The sequence below is a fragment of the Synechococcus sp. FACHB-909 genome (genome assembly GCF_014698945.1).
Classification (GTDB): Bacteria; Cyanobacteriota; Cyanobacteriia; order PCC-6307; family Cyanobiaceae; genus Cyanobium.
In genome coordinates this window covers 78,493-99,935 of sequence record NZ_JACJTY010000008.1, presented here as the reverse complement: position 1 = coordinate 99,935, position 21,443 = coordinate 78,493, and the positions used below count along the sequence as shown (strand labels likewise).

Below are 21,443 nucleotides of genomic sequence, written 5' to 3'. Positions count from 1 at the left end.
CCATGGGCGGCTCGCCGGCGGCCCTTGATCTGCGGGGAACGCCCTGCCCGGTGAATTTCATCCGGGCCCGTCTGGCCCTGGAGCCCCTGCCGCCGGGGAGCTGGCTCCAGCTCGATCTGGACAGGGGGGAACCGGAGCAGATGGTGAGCGAGGGTCTGCGGAACGAGGGTCATGCGGTGCAGCGGGTCGACCCGTCGCCCTTCGCCCCCGGGGACGGGGTGCGGCTGCTGGTGCGACGGGATGGGGGCTGAGCCGCTGCCGGGTCGGGTGGTGGCCCTGCAGGCCAACTACTGCCTGGTGAGCCTCGATGGCCCCTGTGAGGCCGGCACCGACGGCTCCGAGCCCTGGAGAGACGGCTGCCTGCTCTGCACCCGCCGCACCCGCCTCGACAAGAGCGGCCTGCAGGTGTGCGTCGGCGACCGGGTGACGGTGGCGGCGGTCGACTGGCGGGCCCGGCGGGGGGCGGTGGTGGGTCTCGAACCCCGCCACAGCCTGCTGGAGCGGCCGGCGGTCGCCAACGTGAGCCGGGTGGTGGTGGTGGTGGCCGTGGCCGAACCCGGCCTCGACCCCCTGCAGCTGACCCGGTTCCTGATCACCGCCGAGGCCACGGGCCAGCCGGTGCAGGTGGTGCTCAGCAAGGCCGACCTGCTGCCGGCGGCCGAGGTGGGGGCCTGGTGCCGGCGGCTGGAGGGCTGGGGCTACGGCACCGTGGCGGTTTCGACCCGCAGCGGCGAGGGTCTGGAGGCGCTGCGGGGCCACCTGGCCGAGCCGGGCATCGCCGTGCTCTGCGGCCCCTCCGGGGTGGGCAAGAGCAGCCTGCTCAATGCCCTGGCCCCGGCCCTGGAGCTGCGCGTCGCCGCCGTCTCCGGGCGCCTGCGCCGGGGACGCCACACGACCCGGCATGTCGAATTGTTTTCCGTGGCGCCAGGGGCCCTGGTGGCCGATTCACCCGGCTTCAATACCCCCGCCCTGCCCGCCGACCCCCAGACCCTGGCGGCGGCCTTCCCGGAGTTGCTGGCCCGCCTCCGGGCCACCCCCTGCCGTTTCGCCAACTGCCGCCACCTGGGCGACCCCGGCTGTGCCGTGGGGGACGGCTGGGACCGCCAGGCGATCTACGGCCGCTGCCTCGAGGAAGTGGAGGCCGCCGCGGCCCGCTCCCGTGGCGGCCAGGGGCGCCAGGGGGAGCGGGGCCTGCGTCAGCGGGGCGACCGGCTCGAACCGCGGCTCGACCCCCAGCTGCGCCGCTCCTCCCGCAGCACCCGGCGTCAGGGGCTGGAGCAGGACCTGCCGGCGCTGGAGGGGGACCTCAGTTCCCCAGACCGGGAAGATTCAGATCCAGACCCCCGGTGAGGGTTTCCATGCGCTCGCGCATGGTGCCGGTGGAGACCTCGTAGGCCTTGCAGAGGGCCGCCAGCACGGCCGCCTCGACCGTCTCGACGGGTTCGGCGAGCAGCTCGGGGCTCAGCTCGACCCGCAGGGGCTGCTGATTGCCGGAGAGCCAGACGCTGGCGCGGCCCTCGGGGTCGCTGCCCTGCAGTTCCATCGCGTCGAGCTCCTCCTGGAGCTTCTGGGCGTCCTGCTGAATCTGCTGGGCCTTGCGGAAGGCCTCGGTCAGCTGTCCGAAATTGGGAAGTCCGAAGCCGGCCATGCCAGGGGGTCGTCGTATGGGGTCAGGCTAGAACCCCAGCCGTTGGACCTCCGGGTGCAGCCGCACCCCGCGGCTCTCCAGCACCCGCTGCTGCACCAGCCGGATCAGGGCGTCGATGTCGGCGGCGGTGGCGGCCCCGGTGTTGACGATGAAATTGGCGTGGATCGGGGACACCTGGGCATCGCCGATGGCGAGTCCCTTGAGGCCGAGGGATTCGATCAGCTGGCCGGCCTTGAGCGGTTCGGGATTGCGGAACACGCTGCCGCAGCTGGGTTGCTGGTAGGGCTGGGTGCTGGTGCGGCTCTGCAGGTTGGCGCTGGTGCGGGCGGTGACCACCGCCGGATCGTGGCCGGGCTCCAGTCGGAAGCGGGCCGAGAGCACCAGCAGCGGCTCCTCCTGCAGGCGGCTGTGGCGGTAGGCGAAGGCCAGATCGCTGGCGGCCAGTTCGAAGGGGGCGTCGGGCCGGCGGGGATCCAGCACCCGCACCGACACCAGCCACTCGGCGGTGCAGCCCCCCTGGGCGCCGGCGTTCATCACCACCGCCCCTCCCACCGTGCCGGGGATGCCCACGGCCCACTCCAGCCCCCGCAGGCCGCTGCGGGCCGCCTTGCGGGCCAGGGTGGGGATCGGTTCGCCCGCCTCGGCCTCCACCCAGCCCTCGCCCGTGTCCAGGCGGCTGCCCTGCAGCCGCCGGTTGCAGAGGGTGAGGCCGTCGAGGCCGCCGTCGGCGATCAGCAGATTGGAGCCCGCGCCGATGCAGCGGAAGGGGAGACCCGAGGCCGCCGCCCAGGCGGCATGGGCGATCAGCTCCCCCTGGTCGGCGGGTTCGGCGAACCAGGCGGCCGGCCCGCCCACCTTCCAGGTGGTGTAGTCCCGCAGGGCGACCGCGGCACGGGGCTGGCTGGGCGAGGCCGTCGCCATCCCCTCAGGCCACCAGCGGCGCGGTGGGGCGACCCCGTTCGTCGAGGGCCCCCAGGCGCTCCCAGAGGCTGTTGACGTCGCCGGCCCCCATCGCCAGCACCAGGTCGCCGGGGCCGGTACCGCTGGCCACCAGCTCCGCCAGCGCCTCCATGCTGGCCGCCACCGCCACCGGCAGGTCGGGAGCGAGGGCCCGGACCGCCTCGGCCAGGGCCGGGCTGGAGATCCCCGCCATCGGGGCTTCGCCGGCCGCGTACAGGGGCGCCAGCAGCACCGCGTCGGCCTGGGTCAGGGCGGCGGCGAAATCGTCCAGGAACTGGGCGGTGCGGGTGTAGCGATGGGGCTGGAACACCGCCACCAGCCGACGGGGCACCAGCGGCAGCGGGCTGCGGCCGCTTTCCACCATCAGGCGGGCCATGGCGATCGTGGCCGCCACTTCGCTGGGATGGTGGGCGTAGTCGTCGACGATCGCCCGGTCCTGCCAGAGCCCGCGGCAGTCGAAGCGGCGTCCGGGGGGGCGGAGCCCCGCCACCGCCCGGCGCAGGTCCTCGAAGGGCACGCCCTCGAGCCGGCAGGCCGCCATGGCGGCCACGGTGTTGCTGAGGTTGTGGCGGCCGGGCAGGGGCACCTCCAGGGTGCCGAGCGCCTCCCCGTGCTCGTACCAGGTGGCCAGGGTGCCGTCGCCCCGTTCCTCCAGGGGGATGGCGGCGAAGTCGACGCCTTCGCTGCTCCGGGTCGACCACCAGCTGGTGGCCTGGAAGTGCTCGCGCAGCACCGGGCAGTCGCGGTTGGCCAGCAGGGTCGCGCAGCCGCCGGCGAAGCGCTGCAGGGTGGCCACCAGGGCGGCCAGGTCCGGGTAGTGGTCGGTGTGGTCGAGCTCCACGTTGGTGAGCAGCCCCAGCCGGGGCCGGAACTTCACCAGGGAGCCGTCCGACTCGTCGGCCTCGGCCACCAGCAGCCGGCCCTGGCCATGGCGGCCGTTGCTGCCGAAGGCGGGCACGATGCCCCCGATCACGGCGGTGGGGTCCTCGCCGACGGCCTCGAGGAGGGTGGCGATCAGGGTGCTTGTGGTGGTCTTGCCGTGGCTGCCGGCCACCGCGATCGAGGGCTGGGCATTGATCAGGGCCGCCAGCACGTCGGAGCGGTGCACGATCGACAGCCCGCGCCGCCGGGCCTCGGCCAGCTCCTCGTTGGCGGCGGGCACCGCCGAGCTGATCACCACCAGGGGATCCGCCACCGTCCCGTCGAGGCCGGCGAGCACCGCGGTGATCGTGGCGGCGGTCTGCTCCTGGAACACCCGCACGCCGGCGCCTCCCAGCCGCTCCAGCACCGGACTGGGACGGGGGTCGGAGCCGCTCACCAGGAAGCCCCTCTCCGCCAGGATCCCAGCCAGGGCGGACATGCCGATCCCCCCGGCCCCGATGAAATGGAGCGGCTGACGGCGATCAAGCTTCGGGATCAAGGGGGACTCCAGGCCTCGCCGAAAATAACGGCAGATCGGCCCACCCCCCTCTGCGGGATACTGCGCTTTGCCGACCGTCTGATCCGGGGCCTGTGGCTGCGGGAAAGAGCGGGACCCCATTTCTGTATGATCGGCAGCCAAAATCCCCCCTTGCTAGCGGGTTCCACCGCTTTCTGCCATGACCTTGCGCGTTGCGATCAATGGATTTGGCCGAATCGGTCGGAACTTCATGCGCTGCTGGCTGAGCCGCGGTGAGAACACCGGCATCGAAGTGGTCGGCCTGAACGACACCTCCGATCCGAAGACCAACGCTCACCTGCTGCAGTACGACACGATGCTCGGCCACATCCGCAATGCGGTTGTGAGCCACACCGACGACACCATCGTCGTGAACGGCAAGCACATCAAGTGCTTCTCCGACCGCAACCCCCTCAACCTTCCCTGGAAGGAATGGGGCGTGGATCTGGTGATCGAGGCCACCGGTGTGTTCATTGACCAGAAGGGCGCCGGCAAGCACATCGAGGCCGGTGCCAGGAAGGTTTTGATCACCGCCCCGGGCAAGGGCGAGGGTGTGGGCACCTTCGTGGTGGGCGTCAACGCTGATCAATATCGCCACGAAGACTTCGACATCATCAGCAATGCCAGCTGCACCACCAATTGCATGGCGCCGCTGGTGAAGGTGCTCGACCAATCCCTCGGGATCGTGAAGGGCATGATGACCACCACCCACAGCTACACCGGTGACCAGCGCATCCTCGATGCCTCCCACCGCGACCTGCGCCGCGCCCGCGCCGCCGCCGTGAACATCGTGCCCACCAGCACCGGTGCCGCCACCGCCGTGGCTTTGGTGTACCCGCCGATGAAGGGCAAGCTCAACGGCATCGCCCTGCGCGTTCCCACCCCCAATGTCTCGGTGGTGGACATGGTGCTTGAGGTGAGCCGCGCCACCACCAAGGAGGAGGTGAACAGCATCTTCAAGGCCGCTTCCGAAAACGGCATGAAGGGCATCATCAAATACTGCGATCTGCCCCTGGTTTCCACCGACCACGCCGGCACCGATGAATCCACGATCGTGGATGCCGACCTCACCCTGGTGATGGACGGCACCATGGTGAAAGTGATCTCCTGGTACGACAACGAGTGGGGCTACAGCCAGCGCGTCGTCGATCTGGCCGAAGTGGTGGCCCGCAACTGGAAGTGACCCGGCTGCCCGTCCTCAGCTGAGCCCGATGGCTGAATCCCTCAGCCGAAATGTCGGAAGGTGGCGGTCGGGGGGGCGATAGGCCCTCCCCCCTCCGCCCAACCCAGGGGCCCGCAGGCCTGCGGCTCCACCAGCCGGCCGATCTGGCGTGACCCCGCGAGTCGCTCCAGCAGGGCCTTTGCCCAGGCCGGCTCCAGGGCCAGCACCAGCTCGAAGTCCTCCCCGCCCCAGAGGCACCAGTCCTCCGCCTGGGCCCGGCCGGCAAGCTCCGCCGCCAGGGGCAGATCGCTCCGGGATAACAGGGCCGTGCAGCCGCTGGCCACCGCCAGGCAGGAGGCCGCGGCCGCCAGGCCGTCACTGCTGTCGCAGCCGGCCACCCGCCAGTCCAGGGCCGCAGGACGGCAGGCGCCCAGGGCCGCCACCGCATCGAACCGGGGCACGGGCCTGCGGTGGGCACGGATCGCCCGCTCCCGGCTGGCCGGCGACAGGGCCGGCAGCACCTCGCCCTGCAGCAGGGCCAGGCCCAGGCGACTGAGCCCGTGGGCGCCGGTGCTGACCAGCGCATCGCCCGGCCTGCCGTCCCCGCGGCGGATCGCACCGCCCCCCGGCGGCAGCCGGCCCAGGGCGGTGACGGCCAGCAGGCGCTGGCGACCGCCGCTGCAGTCGCCCCCGAGCAGCACGCCCCCGTGGGCCCCCAGCAGTTCCGCCATGCCGCCGTAGGCCCCCTCCACCCAGGCCCAGGGGGTGTAACCCGGGGCCACCAGGGCCACGGTGATGCCCACGGCGCCGAGGCAGCCCATGGCCGCCAGATCGGAGAGGTTGGCCGCCGCCGCCCGCCAGCCCACGTCGCCGGCGCCCATCGTCGCCTCGCTGAAGTGGACGTCCTCCACCAGCACATCGGTGTTCAGCACCAGGGGCGGATCGCCCGCCGGCGGGCCCCCCAGCAGGGCCGGTCCGAGCAGGGCGGCGTCATCGTCGAACTGCCCCCGGGGGGCGAAGGCGCCGAGGCGCCGGATCAGCTCCGTTTCCCCCAGCTGCGCCAGGGTGGGCCCCTCAGGCATGGGGGCGCAGGTTGTCGGCCCCCTCGACCACCGACGCCCGGACGATGCCGTCATCGGCGGTGAGCTCCTCGAGCACGTCGAAGCCGTCCACCACATAGCCGAAGGCGGCGTAGCGCCCGTCGATCAGGTTGAGGCCCGCCGGGGTGAGCTCAGGTTCGAACAGGAACAGGAAGAACTGGGAGGAGCCGTCCCCCAGGGCCTCATCGGAGTGGGCCCATCCCAGGGTGCCCTTGCTGGCGAAGGGCAGCACCGGTTCGGCCTTGAACATCCCCAGATCCTCGAAGGTCTGGTTGTAGAAGGGGGCCTCCTGGCCGGGCACCATGATCTCCAGGGGCACCTGGCGCTCCTGCTTGCTGACCGGATCCACAAAGCCCGTCGCCGGGCCAACGGGATCGCCGGTCTGCAGCACGTAGAAGTCCTCGGCGCGGTTGAAGGGCAGGCCGTCGTAGAAGCCCCGCTGCACCAGGTCCACGAAGGCGCCGGCGGTGAGGGGGGCGTTGTAGCCGTCCACCACGGCGGTCAGGTCACCCTTGGTGGTGGTCAGCCGCACGGTGGCCCGGCCCAGCAGTCGGGGCAGGGCGTCGAACTCGGCGGGAATCGTGAACGGGAAGGGCCCCACCAGCAGGGCTTCGGCGCGGCCGATGTCGGCCAGGGCCTCCCGGCGGGCCGCCAGGAACCGGTCCCGGTCCTGGGCCTCGCCGGCGGCCGCCAGATCCTGCAGGCGCACATCCGTGTCGGCCAGCAGGGCTTCGGCGGTGGGCCGGTCGGCGGGATCGAAGCTGGCCAGGATCCGCTCCCGGCTGCCGCCGAGCTGGGACTCGGCCCGGCGCACGGAGCCGGTCAGGCTGCTCCAGCGTTTGGCCCGCAGGTCGTCGCTGGTGTCCTCGAGGCGGTGCTGCAGCGCCTGCAGGTCGCGCTGCTCGATCGGCAGGGCGTTGCGCAGCAGGGCGGTGGGGTCGCTGACGGCGTTGCCCTGGGGCAGGTAGGCCCAGGCGGCGGGGACCGCCAGCAGCAGGGTCAGCACGAAGGTCAGGGCGGCCCCCAGCCGGGCGGCCAGCGTGGTGGTGAACCCGATGCGCCTGCGTCGCCGGTCCATGCTTCCCCTGTGACTGCCTGGACTTTGGCACAACCGGCCCGGGCCTCCGCCGCCGCCGTCCGCGGGTGGGCCTGTAGCCAGACGTACAATCCCCCGATCCGATCCGCCGGAATGATCTCCAGCAACGACTTTCGTACCGGCACAACGATTGAGCTGGATGGCCAGGTCTGGCGCGTCGTCGAATTCCTTCACGTCAAGCCCGGCAAGGGCTCGGCCTTCGTCCGCACCAAGCTCAAGGGCGTCCAGAGCGGCAACGTGGTCGAGAAGACCTTCCGCGCCGGGGAAACCATGCCCCAGGCCCAGCTGGAGAAGTCGACCCTCCAGCACACCTACATGGAAGGTGATGACTACGTCTTCATGGACATGGCCTCCTACGAGGAGACCCGCCTGACCGCCAAGCAGATCGGTGACGGCCGCAAGTACCTCAAGGAAGGCATGGAGGTGAGCGTCGTCTCCTGGAACGGCAAGCCCCTGGAGGTGGAGCTGCCCAATTCGGTGGTGCTCGAGGTCACCCAGACCGACCCCGGCGTCAAGGGTGACACCGCCACCGGCGGCACCAAGCCGGCCATCGTCGAGACCGGCGCCCAGGTGATGGTGCCCCTGTTCATCACGATCGGCGAGAAGATCAAGGTCGACACCCGCACCGACAGCTATCTGGGCCGGGAGTCCTGATCGCCATGCAGCTCGATCACGACCAACTGCGCCAGCTGCTGGCCCTGCTCGGGGACAGCGACATCCAGGAACTCAAGCTCGAAGGCGACGACTTCCGGCTGGAGGTGCGCCGCAACCTGCCGGCCCCCGCGCCGGCGACGGTCACCATGGTGCAGGCTCCGGCCGGAGCACCGCCGCCGCCCCCTGCCCCCGCGGCCCCGGTCGGCGCCGCCCCCGGCCCTTCAGCACCCCCGCCCCCGGCCGCCTCGGTGCGCAGTGACCTGCAGGCTGTCACGGCGCCGATGGTGGGCACGTTCTACCGCTCGTCGGCCCCGGGTGAGGCCCCCTTCGTGGAGGTGGGCAGCCGCATCAGCGCCGGCCAGCCCGTCTGCATCCTCGAGGCGATGAAGCTGATGAACGAGCTGGAGTGCGAGTTCAGCGGCGAGGTGGTGGAAATCCTGGTGGAGAACGGCACGCCGGTGGAATTCGGCCAGGTGCTGATGCGCATCAAGGCGGGCTGAGCGCCACCGTCGCCGGGGGCTGACCCAGCTCCCAGGCGGTGTGGATCGCCGCCGCCATGCTGTCGGCCCTGGCGATGCCCCGGCCGGCGATCGCGAAGGCGGTGCCGTGGTCGGGGGAGGTGCGCAGGAAAGGCAGGCCCAGGGTGGTGTTGACGGCGGCATCGAACGCCAGCAGCTTCACCGGGATCAGCCCCTGGTCGTGGTACAGCGCCAGGTAGCCGTCGGCTCCTTCGGCCTGGCCCCTCCAGGCGGCCGCCGCCTCCAGCCAGCAGGTGTCCGGCGGCACCGGCCCCTCCAGCCGCACCTCCGGATGCTGGTCCTGCCAGCGCTCGAGGGTGGGAATCAGCCAGTCCTGCTCCTCCCGCCCCAGGTGGCCCCCCTCCCCCGCATGGGGGTTCAGGCCCGCCACCACCAGCCGGGGGCGGCTGCGGAAGCGGCGGCAGAAGGCCAGCAGGGCCTCCAGCCGTTGGTGCACCAGCTCGGGGCCGAGCCGGGCGCTCACCTCGGCCAGGGGGATGTGGGTGGTGGCCAGCAGCGTGTTGAGTCGCCAGCCGCCGGGGGCCACGGCGGTGAACAGCATCCCGGCGTCGGCGGCGCCGGTGAGTTCCGCCAGCCGCTCCGTCTGGCCGGGGTAGGCATGGCCCGCTGCCTGCCAGCTGGCCTTGGCGATCGGGGCCGTCACCAGGGCCCGGCCGCCGCCGGCGCCCACCAGCGCCACGGCCTCGGTCAGCCAGGCGAAGCTGGCGGCACCGGCGGCGGGGCTGCTGACCCCCGGGACCACCGGCTGCTGCAGGGGGATGTCCACCAGGGGGAACGCATCGGGGTCGGCCAGGGGCGCGTCGCTGCAGACCAGCAGCTGGCGGTGGCATTCCCGCAGCCAGCGGCCGCAGCCCACCAGCACCACCTCCTGGCCGGCGGGCCGTGGCCGGGCAAGGGCCTTGAGGGTCACCTCGGCGCCGATGCCGGCGGGATCCCCCAGGGCGATGACGAGGCGATCCGCAGTAGTTTTCATGCCATCGGGCGCTGTCGGGGTCGGTTCATGGTCCGCTTGCTGGTGCTGGGTGTGCTGCTGCTGGGAGGGGGGCTCGCCTTCCGCAATGAGTGGGTCGTGGTCGACTGGGAAAAGATGGGCAAGGACACGGGGCTGTCCTCCCTGATCGATCCATCGATCTTCGGCGCTCAGAAGAAGTCGCCGCTGCAGGACGACAGGCCCTCCCGGTAGGTGGGGTAGAGCAGGCGGTAGCCGAGGTCGTCCCTGAGCCTCCGGCTGCTGGCCCGACGATTCTCGCTCCAGAAGCTGCGGGCCATGGGACCCATGGCCGCGGCCACGTCCTCGTAGCGCTGCACCTCCGGCAGCGGGCAGCCCAGCAGATGGGCGGCCAGGCCCAGGATCTCGCTCGAGGGGCAGGGGAAGGTGTCCGCCAGGATCAGGGTGTCGGGCCTGGCGTCGGGTGACAGGGCGATGCAGTGCAGCACCGCACCGACGATGTCGTCGACGTGCACCCGCGAGAACACCTGGCCGGGCTTGTGGATGAGCCGGGCCGTGCCGTTGCGCAGGCTCACCATCGGGTTACGGCCGGGGCCGTAGATGGCGGGCAGCCGCAACAGCTGCACCGGCAGGCCGCTGCGGCGCCAGGCCTGTTCGCATGCCAGCCGGGCCTGGCTGCGCTCCAGCAGGGGCCGGGTCGGGCTGGTCTCGTCCACCCAGGCGCCGCCGGTGTCGCCGTAGACCCCGGTGGTGGAGAGGTAGCCCACCCAGGCCGGTGCCAGCTGACGCAGTCGGGTCTCGAGGGACTCCAGCACCGGATCGCGGCCGCCGGCATCGGGCGGGATCGTCACCAGCACGTGGCTGACCCCGGCCAGCTCGGCCTGGCTGGGTAGGGCCCCCTGGTCGGGATCGAAGTGCAGCCAGCCCCGGGCGTCACCCGACGGGGCTGGCTGGCGATGGGTGAGCAGCACCGGCACGCCGGCCGCCTCCAGCGCCCGGGCGACGCGGCGGCCGCTGTAGCCGCCGCCGAGCACCAGCATCCGGTCGATGGCGGCGGCGGCGGCGGGCAGGGCCGGGTGGTCGATCCCGATGGCGTCGGCCTCCGGGTTGACAGAATCCTCCGCCATCAGTACATCTGTATCACTGTCCGTTTCCCCATCCCGTGACCACCTCGTCGTTCGGTGCCAGTCTCCCTGTCGGCCTCGCGCCATCCCGCCCCCTCGCCCGGCCGCTTGCCGGCCGCGGCCATCGGGCCCCGGCGCGCCGACACCGGGCCGTCGCTCCGCTGCTGCTGGCCGTGGGTCTGGTGCTGGGGGCCGTGGTGCTGGCGCCCGAGCAGCCCCTCGATCAGGAGGCCATCTGCCACCGCCACAACGGTGTGGAGGCCTGCCGCGTCTGGTGAGTCACCTCCGCTTCGGCGGCCGTGGCCGTCTCCGGTTCGGCGGGGGCCACCCACTGGAGCAGCCGCAGCGCCAGGCGCAGATCGCCATCGGTCCAGGCCCGCAGGGCCATCGCCCGGCGCGGGTCGTAGAAGGGCTGGCTCCGGTACCAGACGAAGGCATCGCTGTCCCCCTTGCGGCCGTTGCAGCCCAGGCAGGCCGGCACACAGTTCTCGGTGATGCTCTGGCCGCCGCGGCTGAGTGGATGCACGTGGTCGATGGATTCCGACGCCTCGCCGCAGTAGAGGCAGCGGCGGCCGGTCATCCGGTGCAGCGACTGTCGCCATCGACGCGCTCGCAGCTTGGGGCAGAGATCTTCGAGAAAGACTCCATCCCTGGCCTGCATCAGCGCGCCTCGGTTGGCGGAAGTTTGCCCTCAGCGTCCCGGGTGTCAATGTGTTCTTGATTGCTTTTTGCCGCATTGGCCACCCCCCTGGTGCAGATGCGCCTGGGCGCCTCGGGTCTGATCGAGGTGGTCAGTCCCTTCGACGCGGTCACCCAGGCGCAGCTGCGGGCCATTTGCCCCCGGGGCCAGTGGCTCAGCCGCCGCGGCTGCTGGCAGTTTCCCCTCGAGGCGGCCGCGGCGCTGCAGCAGCAGTGCGCCGGGCGCTTTCCGCTCACCCCGGAGCTGGCCCGCTGGTTCGGCTGGCTGGGGCAGCCCCTGCCGCCCCTGCCCCCCCACCGGGCCCTGGTGGCGGCGGCTGCCGCCGACGAAGAACTCCCTGACGGCCGCCGGCTGTTCCGCCACCAGCGGCTCGCGGTGCGCTGGCTGCTGGCCCGCCGCGGCGCCGTGCTGGCCGATGCCATGGGCCTCGGCAAGACCCTCAGTGCCCTGGTGGCCGGCCGCGCCCTGGTGCGCCTGGCCGACTGCCGGCTGGTGGTGGTGGCCCCGGCGGGGCTGCACCACCACTGGCGCCAGGAGGCGGCGGCCCTGGGCCTGCGCCTGGAGCTGCACAGCTGGGCCCGGCTGCCGGCCGAACTCCCGGCCGCCGGCACGGTGTTGATCGCCGACGAGGCCCATTTCGCCCAGACGCTCCAGGCCGCCCGCACCCAGGCGTTCCTGCGCCTGGCCCGCCATCCACGCCTGCGGGCGATCTGGCTGCTCACGGGCACGCCGATGAAGAACGGTCGGCCGGTCCAGCTCTTTCCCCTGCTGGCCGCCATCGGCCATCCCCTGGCGGCCGACCAGCGCCACTTCGAGGAGCGCTACTGCCAGGGGCACTGGCGGGAGCAGGGAGGCCGGCGGATCTGGCAGGCCAGCGGCGCCAGCCAGCTGGAGGAGCTGCAGCGGCTGGTGCGGCCCCTGGTGCTCCATCGCCGCAAGGGCCAGTGCCTGGACCTGCCTCCGAAGCGGCGGCTCGAGCGGCCCGTCAGCCTCGACCCCGCCGGCGCCGAGGCCTTCGAGCGGGCCCTGCAGGAGCGGATCGACGACTACCGCCGCCGGGCCATGGCCGGCGAGGTGCGCCGCGACGCCGAAGCCCTGGCCGTGTTCACGGCCCTGCGCCAGATCGCCTCGAGCCACAAGCTCGATGCCACCGTCGCGCTGGTGTCCGAGCTGGTGGCTGGCGGCGAAGCGGTGGTGGTGTTCACGGCCTTCGTGGCCACCGCCCTGGCGCTGCACGGGCAGCTCGGTCGGCCGGAGGATGGGGGGCCCCTGGTGGGCGCCGTGCCGCCGCCGCGCCGGCAGAAGCTGGTGGATGCCTTTCAGTCGGGCCGATCCCCTGTGCTGATCGCCACGTATGGCACCGGCGGCCTCGGCTTCACCCTGCACCGGGCCCGGCATGTGGTGCTGGTGGAGCGGCCCTGGACCCCGGGCGACGCCGAGCAGGCGGAGGACCGCTGCCACCGGATCGGCATGGGGGCCGCGCTCACCAGCCACTGGCTGCAGCTGGGTGTCGCCGACCGGCTGGTGGACGACCTGATCGCCAGCAAGGCCGAGCGGATCTCCCTGCTGCTGCAGGGCCAGGACAGCCTGCGTCGCCAGCGGGCCCTGCCGGCGCTGGTGCGCCAGTGGCTCGAGAGCGGCTGAGCGGCTGCTGGCCCCTCAGCCCTCAGGACGGGTGGGGGCGCCGTCGGCACAGCTGCTCCGCCGCACCTCCAGGTCCTGGCGCAGGATCGGATCGAGCTTTTCCTTCGGTACGGCGGCGGCCAGCACCGTGGCCCGGGCGATGTCCCGGCAGGCCGCCGTGGTGTTGCCGGCCAGGGTGTGCAGCAGGAAGCGCTCGTTGAGCGGCCCCGGGTCCTTCGGGAAGGCCGCCACCACCCTATCGCACTGGCGCAGGGCGCCGGGGAGGTCCTCCAGCTTCACGGTTCGCAGGCAGTCCTCCCGGGTGATCGGCCGCTGGGGGAGGGGCTCCTCGGCGCAGCCGCCCAGCAGCACGATCAGCAGCAGGCCCACCGGACCGATGGACGGATGCAGGCGGGCCCGCTCAGTTGTAACGCTCACTCCGGGTCATGCCGCTGCCACCAGCCTTACCACCGCCCACGACCGAGATGGAGGTGGGGCCGGGTTCCGGGCTGGCCGCGGTGCTGCCGGAGGTGCGCGGCGCAAACAGTTCGCCCAGGAAGCGGCCGCAATCGGGGAAGGTGCCGGGGTTCTGAACCACGGCCTCGGTGATCATCACGGCGGCGTGTTCGGGGGAGGTCTTGAACAGACCGGCGCTCTGGCGCTTGATCAGGGCGTAGGCGGCGTTCCAGCTGACTTCGTGGACGTTGCCGTTGTTGCGCATGAAGCAGTACACCTGGGCCCCCTTGCCCCCGGGGCCCTCGATGTCATTGCCGGCCCGGGCGCTCTGGGCGGTGCCGGCGCCGGCCAGCAGGACGGCCGCCGCCGCCAGGACGATCGGGCCCAGTCGGTGAGAGAGAGAGTGGCGTGTGGCCATCGGACCGCAAGGGAAGAACGAGGTGGCCCAACGTATCGACCCCTGCGGCGCTGTCCAGGGTGGTCAGCCGCCCGGTGGGGTGGCGGTCGCCGGCAACACCAGCCGCACCACCAGCGGCAGGATCACCAGCACCGTGATCAGGCGCACGGCGTGCAGGGTGGCCACGGCCGCCCCGACGCCGAACTCCGCACCGACCAGGCTCATGCCGCTGATGCCCCCCGGGGCCGCCCCCAGCAGGGCCACCACCGGATCGACGCCCATCAGCCGGCTGCATCCGAGTCCCACCACCAGGCCGGTGAGCACCAGGGTGACCGTGATCAGCAGGGCGGGTCGCCACAGCTGGCGCAGTTCCAGCAGGGCCGTGCCGGTGAGGCCCGTGCCGATCACCGTGCCGATGCCGATCTCCAGCAGGGTGCGGGTGCCGACCGGCCACTGGGCCACCTCCAGCCGCCCCGTCACGCTGACCAGGGCGGCCCCCAGCAGGGCCCCGGCCAGGGGGGCCGCCGGGATGCCGGTGCGGAGGGCCAGCAGGCCGCCGGCGAGCCCGGCCAGCGCGTACATCAGCAGATGCCAGGCATGGTTCATCCGACGTGAGCCCGATCAACAGGGCCCACTCTGGGAGATCAGGGCCACAGGTGCTTGAGGGGGTGCCCCGGGTGTGTTGTCATGCGGCACAGCCCAGTCGCTTTCCCGCCATGGCCCCCGCCTCGGTGTCGTTCCGCATCAGCCGCAATGCCGAAGATCTCGCCGAAACCATCCATGCCCTCTCCCAACGGCTGGTGACCCTGGAGCAGCGCCTGGCGGCGGTGGAGCTGCAGGCCTCCAACCAGGACAGGCCGGACCCCCAGGAACTGGCCAGCCTCGACAACGTCGAGCGGCTGCTGCAGGACTGCCGTCATCTGCTGGAGATCGGCTCCGCATCCGAGGCGCCCGCAGCATCCGGGGCGCCCGCAGCATCAGAGGCGCCCACCGCGTTCGACAGCCAGGAGGACGTCGGCTATCCCAATGCGGCCTGAGGACGCGCTCCTCTGGCCAAGGGTGTCAAAATAAAAAGAAAGCGGGTCATGGCCTTCCCCACTTCCCCTTACCAGTCATCCTCCGGCGCTCTTCACGGGCAGGGTGCCGCCCCTCGCGTCTCCAGCCCGGCTCCCCACTGCAAGCTCCGCACCCATTCGCAGGTGGAGGGCGACCACCAGCTCGAGAAGCTCGAGTTCGCCCTCGCCGTTGCCCTCACCCGGGGCGACCTGCAGCGTTCTGACCAGCTGCGTTCCCAGATCGCCGCCCTGGGCGGCAACCAGGAGGAGCCGGGCACCTGAGCCGGCACGAACGAACCGATGCAGTGAACGGCAGATCATCTCTTTTCCCCCTGTCTTCCGCCCATGCGGGACAGGCTGTTATGTTCTGCCGTAAGATGTAAACAGAAAAGGGGGCGTTGGAGGCCAATCGCCCTTTTTACATGTTTTCGATGCTGCGAACTCCTCGCCGGTCATGATTGTTGCCAGTCCACCTGCCCCCGTCACCTTGACGCTGGAGACCCCTTCACGTCCGAGGTCCAGCGTGTCACCCCTGTCCGATCCGGGGGCGCGTCAGCGTCTTCTGCAGCAGGCGGCGTCACTCAATGAGCAGGCGCGGGTGGCGGCCAGTGAAGGGGATATCGACGCGTCGGCCCGGGCCATTCTTCAGGCCCTCGACTGCGAGCGGCGGGCCGGCGGCCTTGGCTTGCAGGTGCTGCAGTTGATCAAGCCCCGCTCCTGATCCCTGCCACACCATCGTGGCCGGTTGGCCTTCAGGAACTTGTCCATCCTTTCGGCCCAACTCCCGGGTTCAAGAATCGATTCTTGCCCCGGGCTGTTGGAGGCACTCCCTATTCAGCGTTGTGAGACGTCAGGCCTGAGGCGTAACGTCTGAGACTTGTTGATCAAGCGGGTGACCGGATTCGAACCGGCGACGTTCAGCTTGGGAAGCTGACATTCTACCACTGAATTACACCCGCGTGCATTCACGCGCAGACTCACAGTAGCAAGGCTCCGGGCGCCAACCGGGTGCCCGGAGCCAGGGTGAAGCCTTGTCAGGGCTTGGCGGGGGCCGCTGCCGCCGGCTCCTCGCACTGCACAGCCGCAGAGAGCGCCCTGCGGGCGGCGATCACCGCCATGGCCTTGGGCTTGAGCTCGTTGGCGGCCTGCTCGAGGGTCTGGTCCTTGTTGGCGGAGGCCTTGGCCACCTCGCCCCGGAAGCCTTCGAGCAGCTTGCGGAAGGCTTCCACCCTCAGCTTCTGCAGCTGGTTCTCCGAGGTCTGCAGGGCGGCGATCGATTGTTCCAGCTTCTGCTGGGCGGCCCGCGCCTCGCCCACGGTGGAGGTGGGTGTCAGGGCGGCCACCTGCTCCAGGGCCTGGTTCACCGTGGCCAGCTCGGTGCAGATCCTGGCCTCGGTCTTCTTGGTCTGCTGGCTGAGGTCGGTGCGCTGGCAGCCGGAGGCCGCCAGGCCCAGGCAGAGGACGGCAGCCAGGGGAAGGCGTCGCATGGCAGCAAGGGTCATGGCGTCAAAAACCGTTCACCATGAACCTAATCACGGCCCCTGGGGCTGGCCACGCCGTCGTTCAGGCGGCCAGCGCCGCCGCCGCCGCCGCCACGCCGGCGCCGATCGGCGCCTTGGCCAGACCCAGGTCCTGCAGGGTGGCCTCGATGGCCGCCACGGCCGTGAGCACGTCGCGGTCGCAGACGAAGCCCAGGTGGCCGATGCGGAACACCTTGCCCTTGAGGTGGTCCTGGCCGCCGGCCAGCAGGATGTCGAACCGTTCCTTCACCTGCTTGCGCAGGGCCTCGGCATCGATGCCCTCCGGCGCCACCGCCGTGATCGCCGGGCTGCCGTGGCCCTCGGCCGCGTAGAGCGGCAGGCCGATCGCCTTCATCGCCGCCTGGGTGGCCTGGCGATGGCGGTCGTGGCGGGCGAAGATCGCCTCCAGACCCTCCTTCTGCATCATCCCCAGGGCCGCCTCGAGGGCGAAGTAGAGGTTGATCGCCGGGGTGAAGGGGTTGCTGTCGTCGTCGGCGGCTTTGCGGTACTTGCCCAGATCCAGATAGAACTTCGGCAGATCGGAGCGTTCGTAGGCCGTCCAGGCCCGCTCGCTCATGGCCACGAAGCTCAGACCCGGCGGCATCATGTAGCCCTTCTGGGAGCCGGAGCCCACCACGTCCACGCCCCAGGCATCCATGGGCACGTCACAGGCCCCGAGGCTGGTGACGCAGTCGGCGATGGTGAGAGCGGTGCCGTGGGCCTTCACATGGCCGGCGATGGCCTGCAGGTCGTTGATCACCCCGGTGGAGGTTTCCGAGTGGGTGAGGATCACGCCCCGGATCTCCTTGGCGGTGTCGGCCTCGAGGGCGGCGCGGAAGGCCTCCGGATCGAGGGGCTGGCCCCACTCCGCCTTGATCACCTCCACGTTCAGCCCATAGGCCTTCGCCACCTTCACCCAGCGTTCGCCGAACTTGCCGTTGTCGCCGCAGAGCACCTTGTCGCCGCGGCTGAGGGTGTTGACGATCGCGGCCTCCATCGCTGCGGTGCCGCTGCCGGTGATCACCAGCACGTGGCCCTTGGTCTGGTGCAGCCACTGCAGCTGCTCGGTGGTGCGGCGCACGATCTTCTGGAAATCGCCGCTGCGGTGGCCGATCGGATGGCGGGCCATGGCCTGCAGGACGGTCTCCGGCACCGGGGTGGGGCCGGGGATCATCAGAGTGAGCTTGTCCTGCATGAGCTGTGGGGAGGGAAGGGGCGCGGGCCTGGCGAAGGCAAGGCGATCGACCACCATAAAAAACAGCGTTCCCGCCGGCCATCGATTCCCTGCGCCCCCCCTCCGCGCCCCCGCGGGGCTTCACCCTGCCGGTATGGCTGGCGGCCGCTGCCCGCGCCGCCCTCGGGGCCCTGCAGGGGGAACCGTTCAGCGCCTCGGTGGCCCTGGAACTGCTCCAGCCGCCGGGGGTGGTGCCGGTGCCGGTGCGGGCCGCCGCGGGCCTGGGGGAGGGGCTGGCCCTGGGGGAGAGCTGCTGTGATCCGGGCGAGGGGCTCGACCTCACCCGCGGGTTGGTGGTCTGGGTGCTGGCCCGCTGGCTGCCCGGCGACGGGCCCTGGCTGCAGCTGGAGCCCGGCGAGGGGGTGGGGGTCCACGCCGCGACCGGGGAGGCCTGCCTCTCCGGCTATGCCCGACGCCTGCTGGAGGCCAACCTGCGGCCCCTGGTGCCCGCCGGTCGCCGCCTGGGGCTCACCCTGGTGCTGCCCGACGGCCGCCGCCTGGCGGGGCGTACCAGCAATGCCGCCTTCGGGGTGGTGGACGGGCTGGCCCTGATCGGTACCCAGGCCGAGGTCCAGGCCGGCGCCGACCCGGACCAGCTGGCCCGCACCCTGGCGGCCCTGGCCGAGCGCATGGCGGCGCCGGGGGCCGGCGGCGATCTGGTGCTGGTGATCGGCGAGAACGGCCTCGATCTGGCCCCCCAGCTGGGCCTGCCGCCGCAGCTGCTGCTGAAGGCGGGCAACTGGCTCGGCCCGGTGCTGGTGGCGGCCGCCGAAGCAGGGGTGGAACGGCTGCTGCTGTTCGGCTACCAGGGCAAGCTGATCAAGCTGGCCGGCGGCATCTTCCACACCCACCACCACCTGGCCGACGGCCGCACCGAGGTGCTCACCGCCCTGGCCGCCCTGGAGGGGGCCGACGGCGCCACCCTGGCAGCGCTCTACGGGGCCGCCACGGTGGAGGCCGCCCTGGCCGCTCTGGAGCAGGCCGATCCGGAGCTGGCCGGACGCCTGCGGGCGCGCATCGCTGACGCCATTGAAGGCCGCTGCCGGTCCTACCTGGCCAGCCATGGCGCCCCGCCGGCCGCCGTGGGGGCGGCCCTGTTCGACCGCCAGCGCCGGCTGCGGGTCTGCGGGCCGGTGGGGGCGGCGCTGATGGAACGCTTCAGGGGCGCGACCTAGGGTGCTGGCACCGAATACCGGGCCCTGGCCTGGCCGCCTTCGAGCCGATGTCCGAAACGCCGCAGACCGCACCACCGGGTTCGGATCGGGACCATGCCAGCGGTTCCCGCCGACCTCCGGCCATCGTCATCCTGGATTTCGGCTCCCAGTACTCGGAGCTGATCGCCCGCCGGGTGCGGGAGACGGAGGTGTTCTCCCTGGTGATGGGCTACACCACCACCGCTGCGGAACTGAAGGCCCTCAACCCGAAGGGGATCATCCTCAGCGGCGGCCCCAGCTCCGTCTACGAGGAGGGCGCCCCCTCCTGCGACCCCGGCCTCTGGGACCTGGGCATCCCGGTGCTGGGGGTCTGCTACGGCATGCAGCTGATGGTGCAGCAGCTGGGCGGATCGGTGGTGGCCGCCGGCCGGGCCGAGTACGGCAAGGCGCCGCTGCATGTCGACGACCCGGTGGATCTGCTCACCAACGTCGAGGAGGGCTCGACGATGTGGATGAGCCACGGCGATTCGGTGGAGTCGCTGCCCGAGGGCTTCGTGCGCCTCGCCCACACCGACAACACCCCCGAGGCAGCGGTGGCCGACCATGCCCGCCGTCTCTACGGGGTGCAGTTCCATCCCGAGGTGGTGCATTCGACCTGCGGCATGGTGATGATCCGCAATTTCGTTTATCACATCTGCGGTTGTATCCCCGACTGGACCACGGCCGCCTTCATCGACGAGGCCATCGGCGAGGTGCGTGCCCAGGTGGGCGAGAAGCGGGTGCTGCTGGCCCTCTCGGGCGGTGTCGATTCCTCCACCCTGGCCTTCCTGCTGCACCAGGCGATCGGGGATCGCCTCACCTGCATGTTCATCGACCAGGGCTTCATGCGCAAAGGCGAGCCGGAGTTCCTGATGGATTTCTTCGATCGCCAGTTCCACATCAACGTGGAATACATCAATGCCCGTGAGCGCTTCATCTCCAAGCTCGCCGGTATCACCGACCCGGAGGAGAAGCGCAAGATCATCGGCACCGAGTTCATCCGGGTGTTCGAGGAGGAGAGCCGCCGCCTCGGCCCCTTCGACTACCTCGCCCAGGGCACCCTCTACCCCGATGTGATCGAGAGCGCCGGCACCAACGTCGACCCCAAGACGGGGGAACGGGTGGCGGTGAAGATCAAGAGCCACCACAACGTGGGCGGCCTGCCCAAGGACCTGCAGTTCAAGCTGGTGGAGCCGCTGCGGCGCCTGTTCAAGGATGAGGTGCGCAAGGTGGGCCGCAGCCTCGGCCTGCCCCAGGAGATCGTGGGGCGCCATCCCTTCCCCGGCCCAGGCCTGGCGATCCGCATCCTGGGGGAGGTCACCGACGACAAGCTCGACATCCTCCGGGACGCCGACCTGATCGTGCGGGAGGAGGTGCGTGATGCCGGCCTCTACAATGAGATCTGGCAGGCCTTCGCCGTGCTGCTGCCCGTGCGCAGCGTCGGCGTGATGGGCGACAAGCGCACCTACGCCTACCCGATCGTGCTGCGCTGCGTCTCCTCCGAGGACGGCATGACCGCCGACTGGTCGCGGCTGCCCTACGACCTGCTGGAGCTGATCTCCAACCGCATCGTCAACGAGGTGCGGGGGGTGAACCGGGTGGTGCTTGACATCACCAGCAAGCCCCCCGGCACGATCGAGTGGGAGTGACAGCCGGTTGACGGCTGTCCTTCATGGCTTCAATGGCAACGATGAAAGCGAGTCACCATGCTTTTCTCTCATCAAGGTGAGACATGCCTGTTTATCCATATTCCGAAGACGGGTGGCAATACCATTCAGTCGGCCATCATCGACGCTGGCCTCAGCTGCGATGAGATGGTCAGCGGCGGCTTTCGCGATGGCGTTGATCGATTTGAGATTCGTGGATCTCTGACGCACCGAAAGCATCAGTCGCTGTCGACTTACTTGCTGATCAAGCCCTCTTTGAATGAGCTTAAGATTTACTCCTGCGTGCGAAAGCCCTTCGAGCGCCTTGTCTCTTTTTACTATTCGCCGCACCGCAACATGGTTCTTGACGAGAGAACAGGAGCCTACGTCTTCCGCCAGAGTCCTGAATTTGTAGAAGCGGACTTTATGGCCCTTATCCAGAGCACCATGCCTGCCTTCCAGTATCTGCTGCCTCGTGACATGCGCTTCACGATCAAGGCGATCAAGCGCTTTCCGGACTTGCTTCCACTACTCAAAAGCAGGGTGAAGTCTCGCTACCTGAGCGGTGTGGAGCGCCTCCGGCTGAACGTCTTGCAGACGGAGTCCCTGTCTCTTCAGTTTTCTCAGACTTTTGGGTTTGGATTGCCTGCAGCTTCCAGGAATGTCAGCCCCTTCCGTGAGGAAGCCAGGCGAGTCCTCGGCAGTCGGGAGCTGAGGCGTTTCGTTGAGGAGGAATCACTGCATGGTCTGGACCTGGCGTTGTTCTATCCCTGATGCTTATCTCCTCTTGCCCCCAGAGCTGCTGGTGAGCCCATCCCAGCCGCGAGAAGGCAGGTATGGCGCCGCACTGATCTGAGGCGGCGAGGGAGAGTCCCTCCCCTTCTCAGCGACCGAGCCCTGTCCAGATGTCTCCGGCCACACGTTCTGCTGATCGCTCTGGACCCGGAGG

27 protein-coding genes and 1 tRNA gene are annotated in these 21,443 nt (G+C 70.7%); 14 read left to right on the top strand and 14 right to left on the bottom strand.

All coding sequences use genetic code 11. From position 1 onward, the window contains the following. Positions 1-2 precede the first annotated feature (2 nt). A complete protein-coding gene (locus H6G99_RS13510) occupies positions 3-251 on the top strand; it encodes a sulfurtransferase TusA family protein (RefSeq protein ID WP_190612010.1) in 249 nt (82 codons plus the stop codon). After that, positions 241-1,350, top strand: a complete 1,110-nt coding sequence (gene rsgA / locus H6G99_RS13505) for a ribosome small subunit-dependent GTPase A (protein WP_190612008.1) — start codon at positions 241-243, stop codon at positions 1,348-1,350. Before H6G99_RS13510 ends, rsgA begins: the two co-directional genes overlap by 11 nt. Here rsgA and H6G99_RS13500 read toward each other — a convergent pair. Genes H6G99_RS13500 through murC form a run of 3 tightly spaced genes read right to left on the bottom strand, consistent with a single transcriptional unit; the run spans position 1,307 to position 4,025 of the window. Then, positions 1,307-1,648 (bottom strand): YbaB/EbfC family nucleoid-associated protein, encoded by a 342-nt coding sequence (locus H6G99_RS13500; RefSeq protein ID WP_094587050.1) that lies wholly within the window; start codon positions 1,646-1,648, stop codon positions 1,307-1,309. The two genes, rsgA and H6G99_RS13500, sit on opposite strands and share 44 nt — an antisense overlap. A gap of 27 nt (positions 1,649-1,675) precedes the next feature. Beyond that, positions 1,676-2,569 (bottom strand): UDP-N-acetylmuramate dehydrogenase, encoded by an 894-nt coding sequence (murB, locus tag H6G99_RS13495; RefSeq protein ID WP_190612006.1) that lies wholly within the window; start codon positions 2,567-2,569, stop codon positions 1,676-1,678. 4 nt (positions 2,570-2,573) lie between these two features. Further along, positions 2,574-4,025: a UDP-N-acetylmuramate--L-alanine ligase gene (murC, locus tag H6G99_RS13490; protein ID WP_190612059.1), complete on the bottom strand. Its 1,452-nt coding sequence runs from the start codon at positions 4,023-4,025 to the stop codon at positions 2,574-2,576. A 181-nt stretch (positions 4,026-4,206) separates the two neighbouring features. On the opposite strand from murC, the gene H6G99_RS13485 reads away from it, so the two are divergent. Next, positions 4,207-5,229: a type I glyceraldehyde-3-phosphate dehydrogenase gene (locus H6G99_RS13485; protein ID WP_190612004.1), complete on the top strand. Its 1,023-nt coding sequence runs from the start codon at positions 4,207-4,209 to the stop codon at positions 5,227-5,229. A 41-nt stretch (positions 5,230-5,270) separates the two neighbouring features. On the opposite strand, the gene thiL is transcribed toward H6G99_RS13485, so the two are convergent. Next, the gene (gene thiL, locus H6G99_RS13480) at positions 5,271-6,290 is read right to left on the bottom strand and encodes a thiamine-phosphate kinase (RefSeq protein WP_190612003.1); all 1,020 of its coding nucleotides are present in this window, start codon (positions 6,288-6,290) and stop codon (positions 5,271-5,273) included. Next, positions 6,283-7,386: a peptidylprolyl isomerase gene (locus tag H6G99_RS13475; RefSeq protein ID WP_190612001.1), complete on the bottom strand. Its 1,104-nt coding sequence runs from the start codon at positions 7,384-7,386 to the stop codon at positions 6,283-6,285. The genes thiL and H6G99_RS13475 overlap by 8 nt, the downstream gene beginning before the upstream one ends. Before the next feature lie 111 nt (positions 7,387-7,497). Between H6G99_RS13475 and efp the strand changes: the two genes are divergently transcribed. Together efp and accB are read left to right on the top strand one after the other, a co-directional pair. Beyond that, on the top strand, positions 7,498-8,058 hold the full coding sequence (gene efp, locus H6G99_RS13470) for an elongation factor P (RefSeq protein ID WP_094587042.1): 561 nt from the start codon (positions 7,498-7,500) through the stop codon (positions 8,056-8,058). A gap of 5 nt (positions 8,059-8,063) precedes the next feature. Next, positions 8,064-8,558, top strand: coding sequence for an acetyl-CoA carboxylase biotin carboxyl carrier protein (gene accB / locus H6G99_RS13465; RefSeq protein ID WP_190612000.1), 495 nt, complete (start codon positions 8,064-8,066; stop codon positions 8,556-8,558). On the opposite strand, the gene pdxA is transcribed toward accB, so the two are convergent. Further along, positions 8,545-9,570, bottom strand: a complete 1,026-nt coding sequence (gene pdxA, locus H6G99_RS13460) for a 4-hydroxythreonine-4-phosphate dehydrogenase PdxA (RefSeq protein WP_190611998.1) — start codon at positions 9,568-9,570, stop codon at positions 8,545-8,547. The genes accB and pdxA overlap by 14 nt on opposite strands. A gap of 27 nt (positions 9,571-9,597) precedes the next feature. Here pdxA and H6G99_RS13455 point away from each other — a divergent pair, with 27 nt between their 5' ends. Then, positions 9,598-9,780, top strand: coding sequence for a hypothetical protein (locus H6G99_RS13455; RefSeq protein WP_094587036.1), 183 nt, complete (start codon positions 9,598-9,600; stop codon positions 9,778-9,780). On the opposite strand, the gene H6G99_RS13450 is transcribed toward H6G99_RS13455, so the two are convergent. Next, positions 9,738-10,673, bottom strand: a complete 936-nt coding sequence (locus tag H6G99_RS13450) for an SDR family oxidoreductase (protein ID WP_190611997.1) — start codon at positions 10,671-10,673, stop codon at positions 9,738-9,740. The genes H6G99_RS13455 and H6G99_RS13450 overlap by 43 nt on opposite strands. Before the next feature lie 35 nt (positions 10,674-10,708). Between H6G99_RS13450 and H6G99_RS13445 the strand changes: the two genes are divergently transcribed. Then, positions 10,709-10,948: a hypothetical protein gene (locus H6G99_RS13445; protein ID WP_190612067.1), complete on the top strand. Its 240-nt coding sequence runs from the start codon at positions 10,709-10,711 to the stop codon at positions 10,946-10,948. Here the strand turns inward: H6G99_RS13445 and H6G99_RS13440 are convergent. Next, on the bottom strand, positions 10,894-11,331 hold the full coding sequence (locus H6G99_RS13440; protein ID WP_094587030.1) for an HNH endonuclease: 438 nt from the start codon (positions 11,329-11,331) through the stop codon (positions 10,894-10,896). The two genes, H6G99_RS13445 and H6G99_RS13440, sit on opposite strands and share 55 nt — an antisense overlap. Before the next feature lie 96 nt (positions 11,332-11,427). Between H6G99_RS13440 and H6G99_RS13435 the strand changes: the two genes are divergently transcribed. Further along, a complete protein-coding gene (locus H6G99_RS13435) occupies positions 11,428-13,014 on the top strand; it encodes a DEAD/DEAH box helicase (RefSeq protein WP_190612058.1) in 1,587 nt (528 codons plus the stop codon). 15 nt (positions 13,015-13,029) lie between these two features. Here the strand turns inward: H6G99_RS13435 and H6G99_RS13430 are convergent, their stop codons facing one another. From H6G99_RS13430 to H6G99_RS13420, 3 genes are all read right to left on the bottom strand, one after another. Further along, a complete protein-coding gene (locus H6G99_RS13430; protein ID WP_190611996.1) occupies positions 13,030-13,431 on the bottom strand; it encodes a hypothetical protein in 402 nt (133 codons plus the stop codon). Then, complete coding sequence (locus tag H6G99_RS13425) at positions 13,415-13,867, bottom strand: DUF6554 family protein (RefSeq protein ID WP_190611995.1); 453 nt, start codon at positions 13,865-13,867, stop codon at positions 13,415-13,417. The genes H6G99_RS13430 and H6G99_RS13425 overlap by 17 nt, the downstream gene beginning before the upstream one ends. Before the next feature lie 63 nt (positions 13,868-13,930). Further along, positions 13,931-14,452, bottom strand: coding sequence for an AbrB family transcriptional regulator (locus H6G99_RS13420; RefSeq protein ID WP_094587024.1), 522 nt, complete (start codon positions 14,450-14,452; stop codon positions 13,931-13,933). Positions 14,453-14,562: 110 nt separating this feature from the next. On the opposite strand from H6G99_RS13420, the gene H6G99_RS13415 reads away from it, so the two are divergent. The 3 genes from H6G99_RS13415 (at position 14,563) to H6G99_RS13405 (ending at position 15,622) form a co-directional block, all read left to right on the top strand. Continuing rightward, positions 14,563-14,883, top strand: coding sequence for a hypothetical protein (locus H6G99_RS13415; RefSeq protein ID WP_190611993.1), 321 nt, complete (start codon positions 14,563-14,565; stop codon positions 14,881-14,883). 48 nt (positions 14,884-14,931) lie between these two features. Next, a complete protein-coding gene (locus H6G99_RS13410) occupies positions 14,932-15,183 on the top strand; it encodes a DUF8683 family protein (RefSeq protein WP_190611991.1) in 252 nt (83 codons plus the stop codon). Between the two features lie 241 nt (positions 15,184-15,424). Next, positions 15,425-15,622 (top strand): hypothetical protein, encoded by a 198-nt coding sequence (locus H6G99_RS13405; protein WP_254947081.1) that lies wholly within the window; start codon positions 15,425-15,427, stop codon positions 15,620-15,622. 166 nt (positions 15,623-15,788) lie between these two features. Here H6G99_RS13405 and H6G99_RS13400 read toward each other — a convergent pair. The 3 genes from H6G99_RS13400 to H6G99_RS13390 all read right to left on the bottom strand — a co-directional run bounded on the left by H6G99_RS13400 (position 15,789) and on the right by H6G99_RS13390 (position 17,616). Further along, positions 15,789-15,860: transfer RNA gene (locus H6G99_RS13400), tRNA-Gly, on the bottom strand. A 75-nt stretch (positions 15,861-15,935) separates the two neighbouring features. Beyond that, on the bottom strand, positions 15,936-16,403 hold the full coding sequence (locus H6G99_RS13395; protein ID WP_094587018.1) for a hypothetical protein: 468 nt from the start codon (positions 16,401-16,403) through the stop codon (positions 15,936-15,938). 61 nt (positions 16,404-16,464) lie between these two features. After that, entirely contained in the window at positions 16,465-17,616 is a 1,152-nt protein-coding gene (locus tag H6G99_RS13390) for a pyridoxal-phosphate-dependent aminotransferase family protein (RefSeq protein ID WP_190611990.1), read from the bottom strand. 80 nt (positions 17,617-17,696) lie between these two features. Here H6G99_RS13390 and cbiD point away from each other — a divergent pair, with 80 nt between their 5' ends. The 3 genes from cbiD to H6G99_RS13375 are packed head-to-tail and all read left to right on the top strand — an operon-like array spanning position 17,697 to position 21,268. After that, positions 17,697-18,830, top strand: a complete 1,134-nt coding sequence (cbiD, locus tag H6G99_RS13385; protein ID WP_190612055.1) for a cobalt-precorrin-5B (C(1))-methyltransferase CbiD — start codon at positions 17,697-17,699, stop codon at positions 18,828-18,830. Positions 18,831-18,877: 47 nt separating this feature from the next. Beyond that, a complete protein-coding gene (guaA, locus tag H6G99_RS13380; RefSeq protein WP_094587014.1) occupies positions 18,878-20,497 on the top strand; it encodes a glutamine-hydrolyzing GMP synthase in 1,620 nt (539 codons plus the stop codon). Between the two features lie 57 nt (positions 20,498-20,554). Then, positions 20,555-21,268: a sulfotransferase family protein gene (locus H6G99_RS13375; protein WP_190611988.1), complete on the top strand. Its 714-nt coding sequence runs from the start codon at positions 20,555-20,557 to the stop codon at positions 21,266-21,268. Positions 21,269-21,443 lie beyond the last annotated feature (175 nt).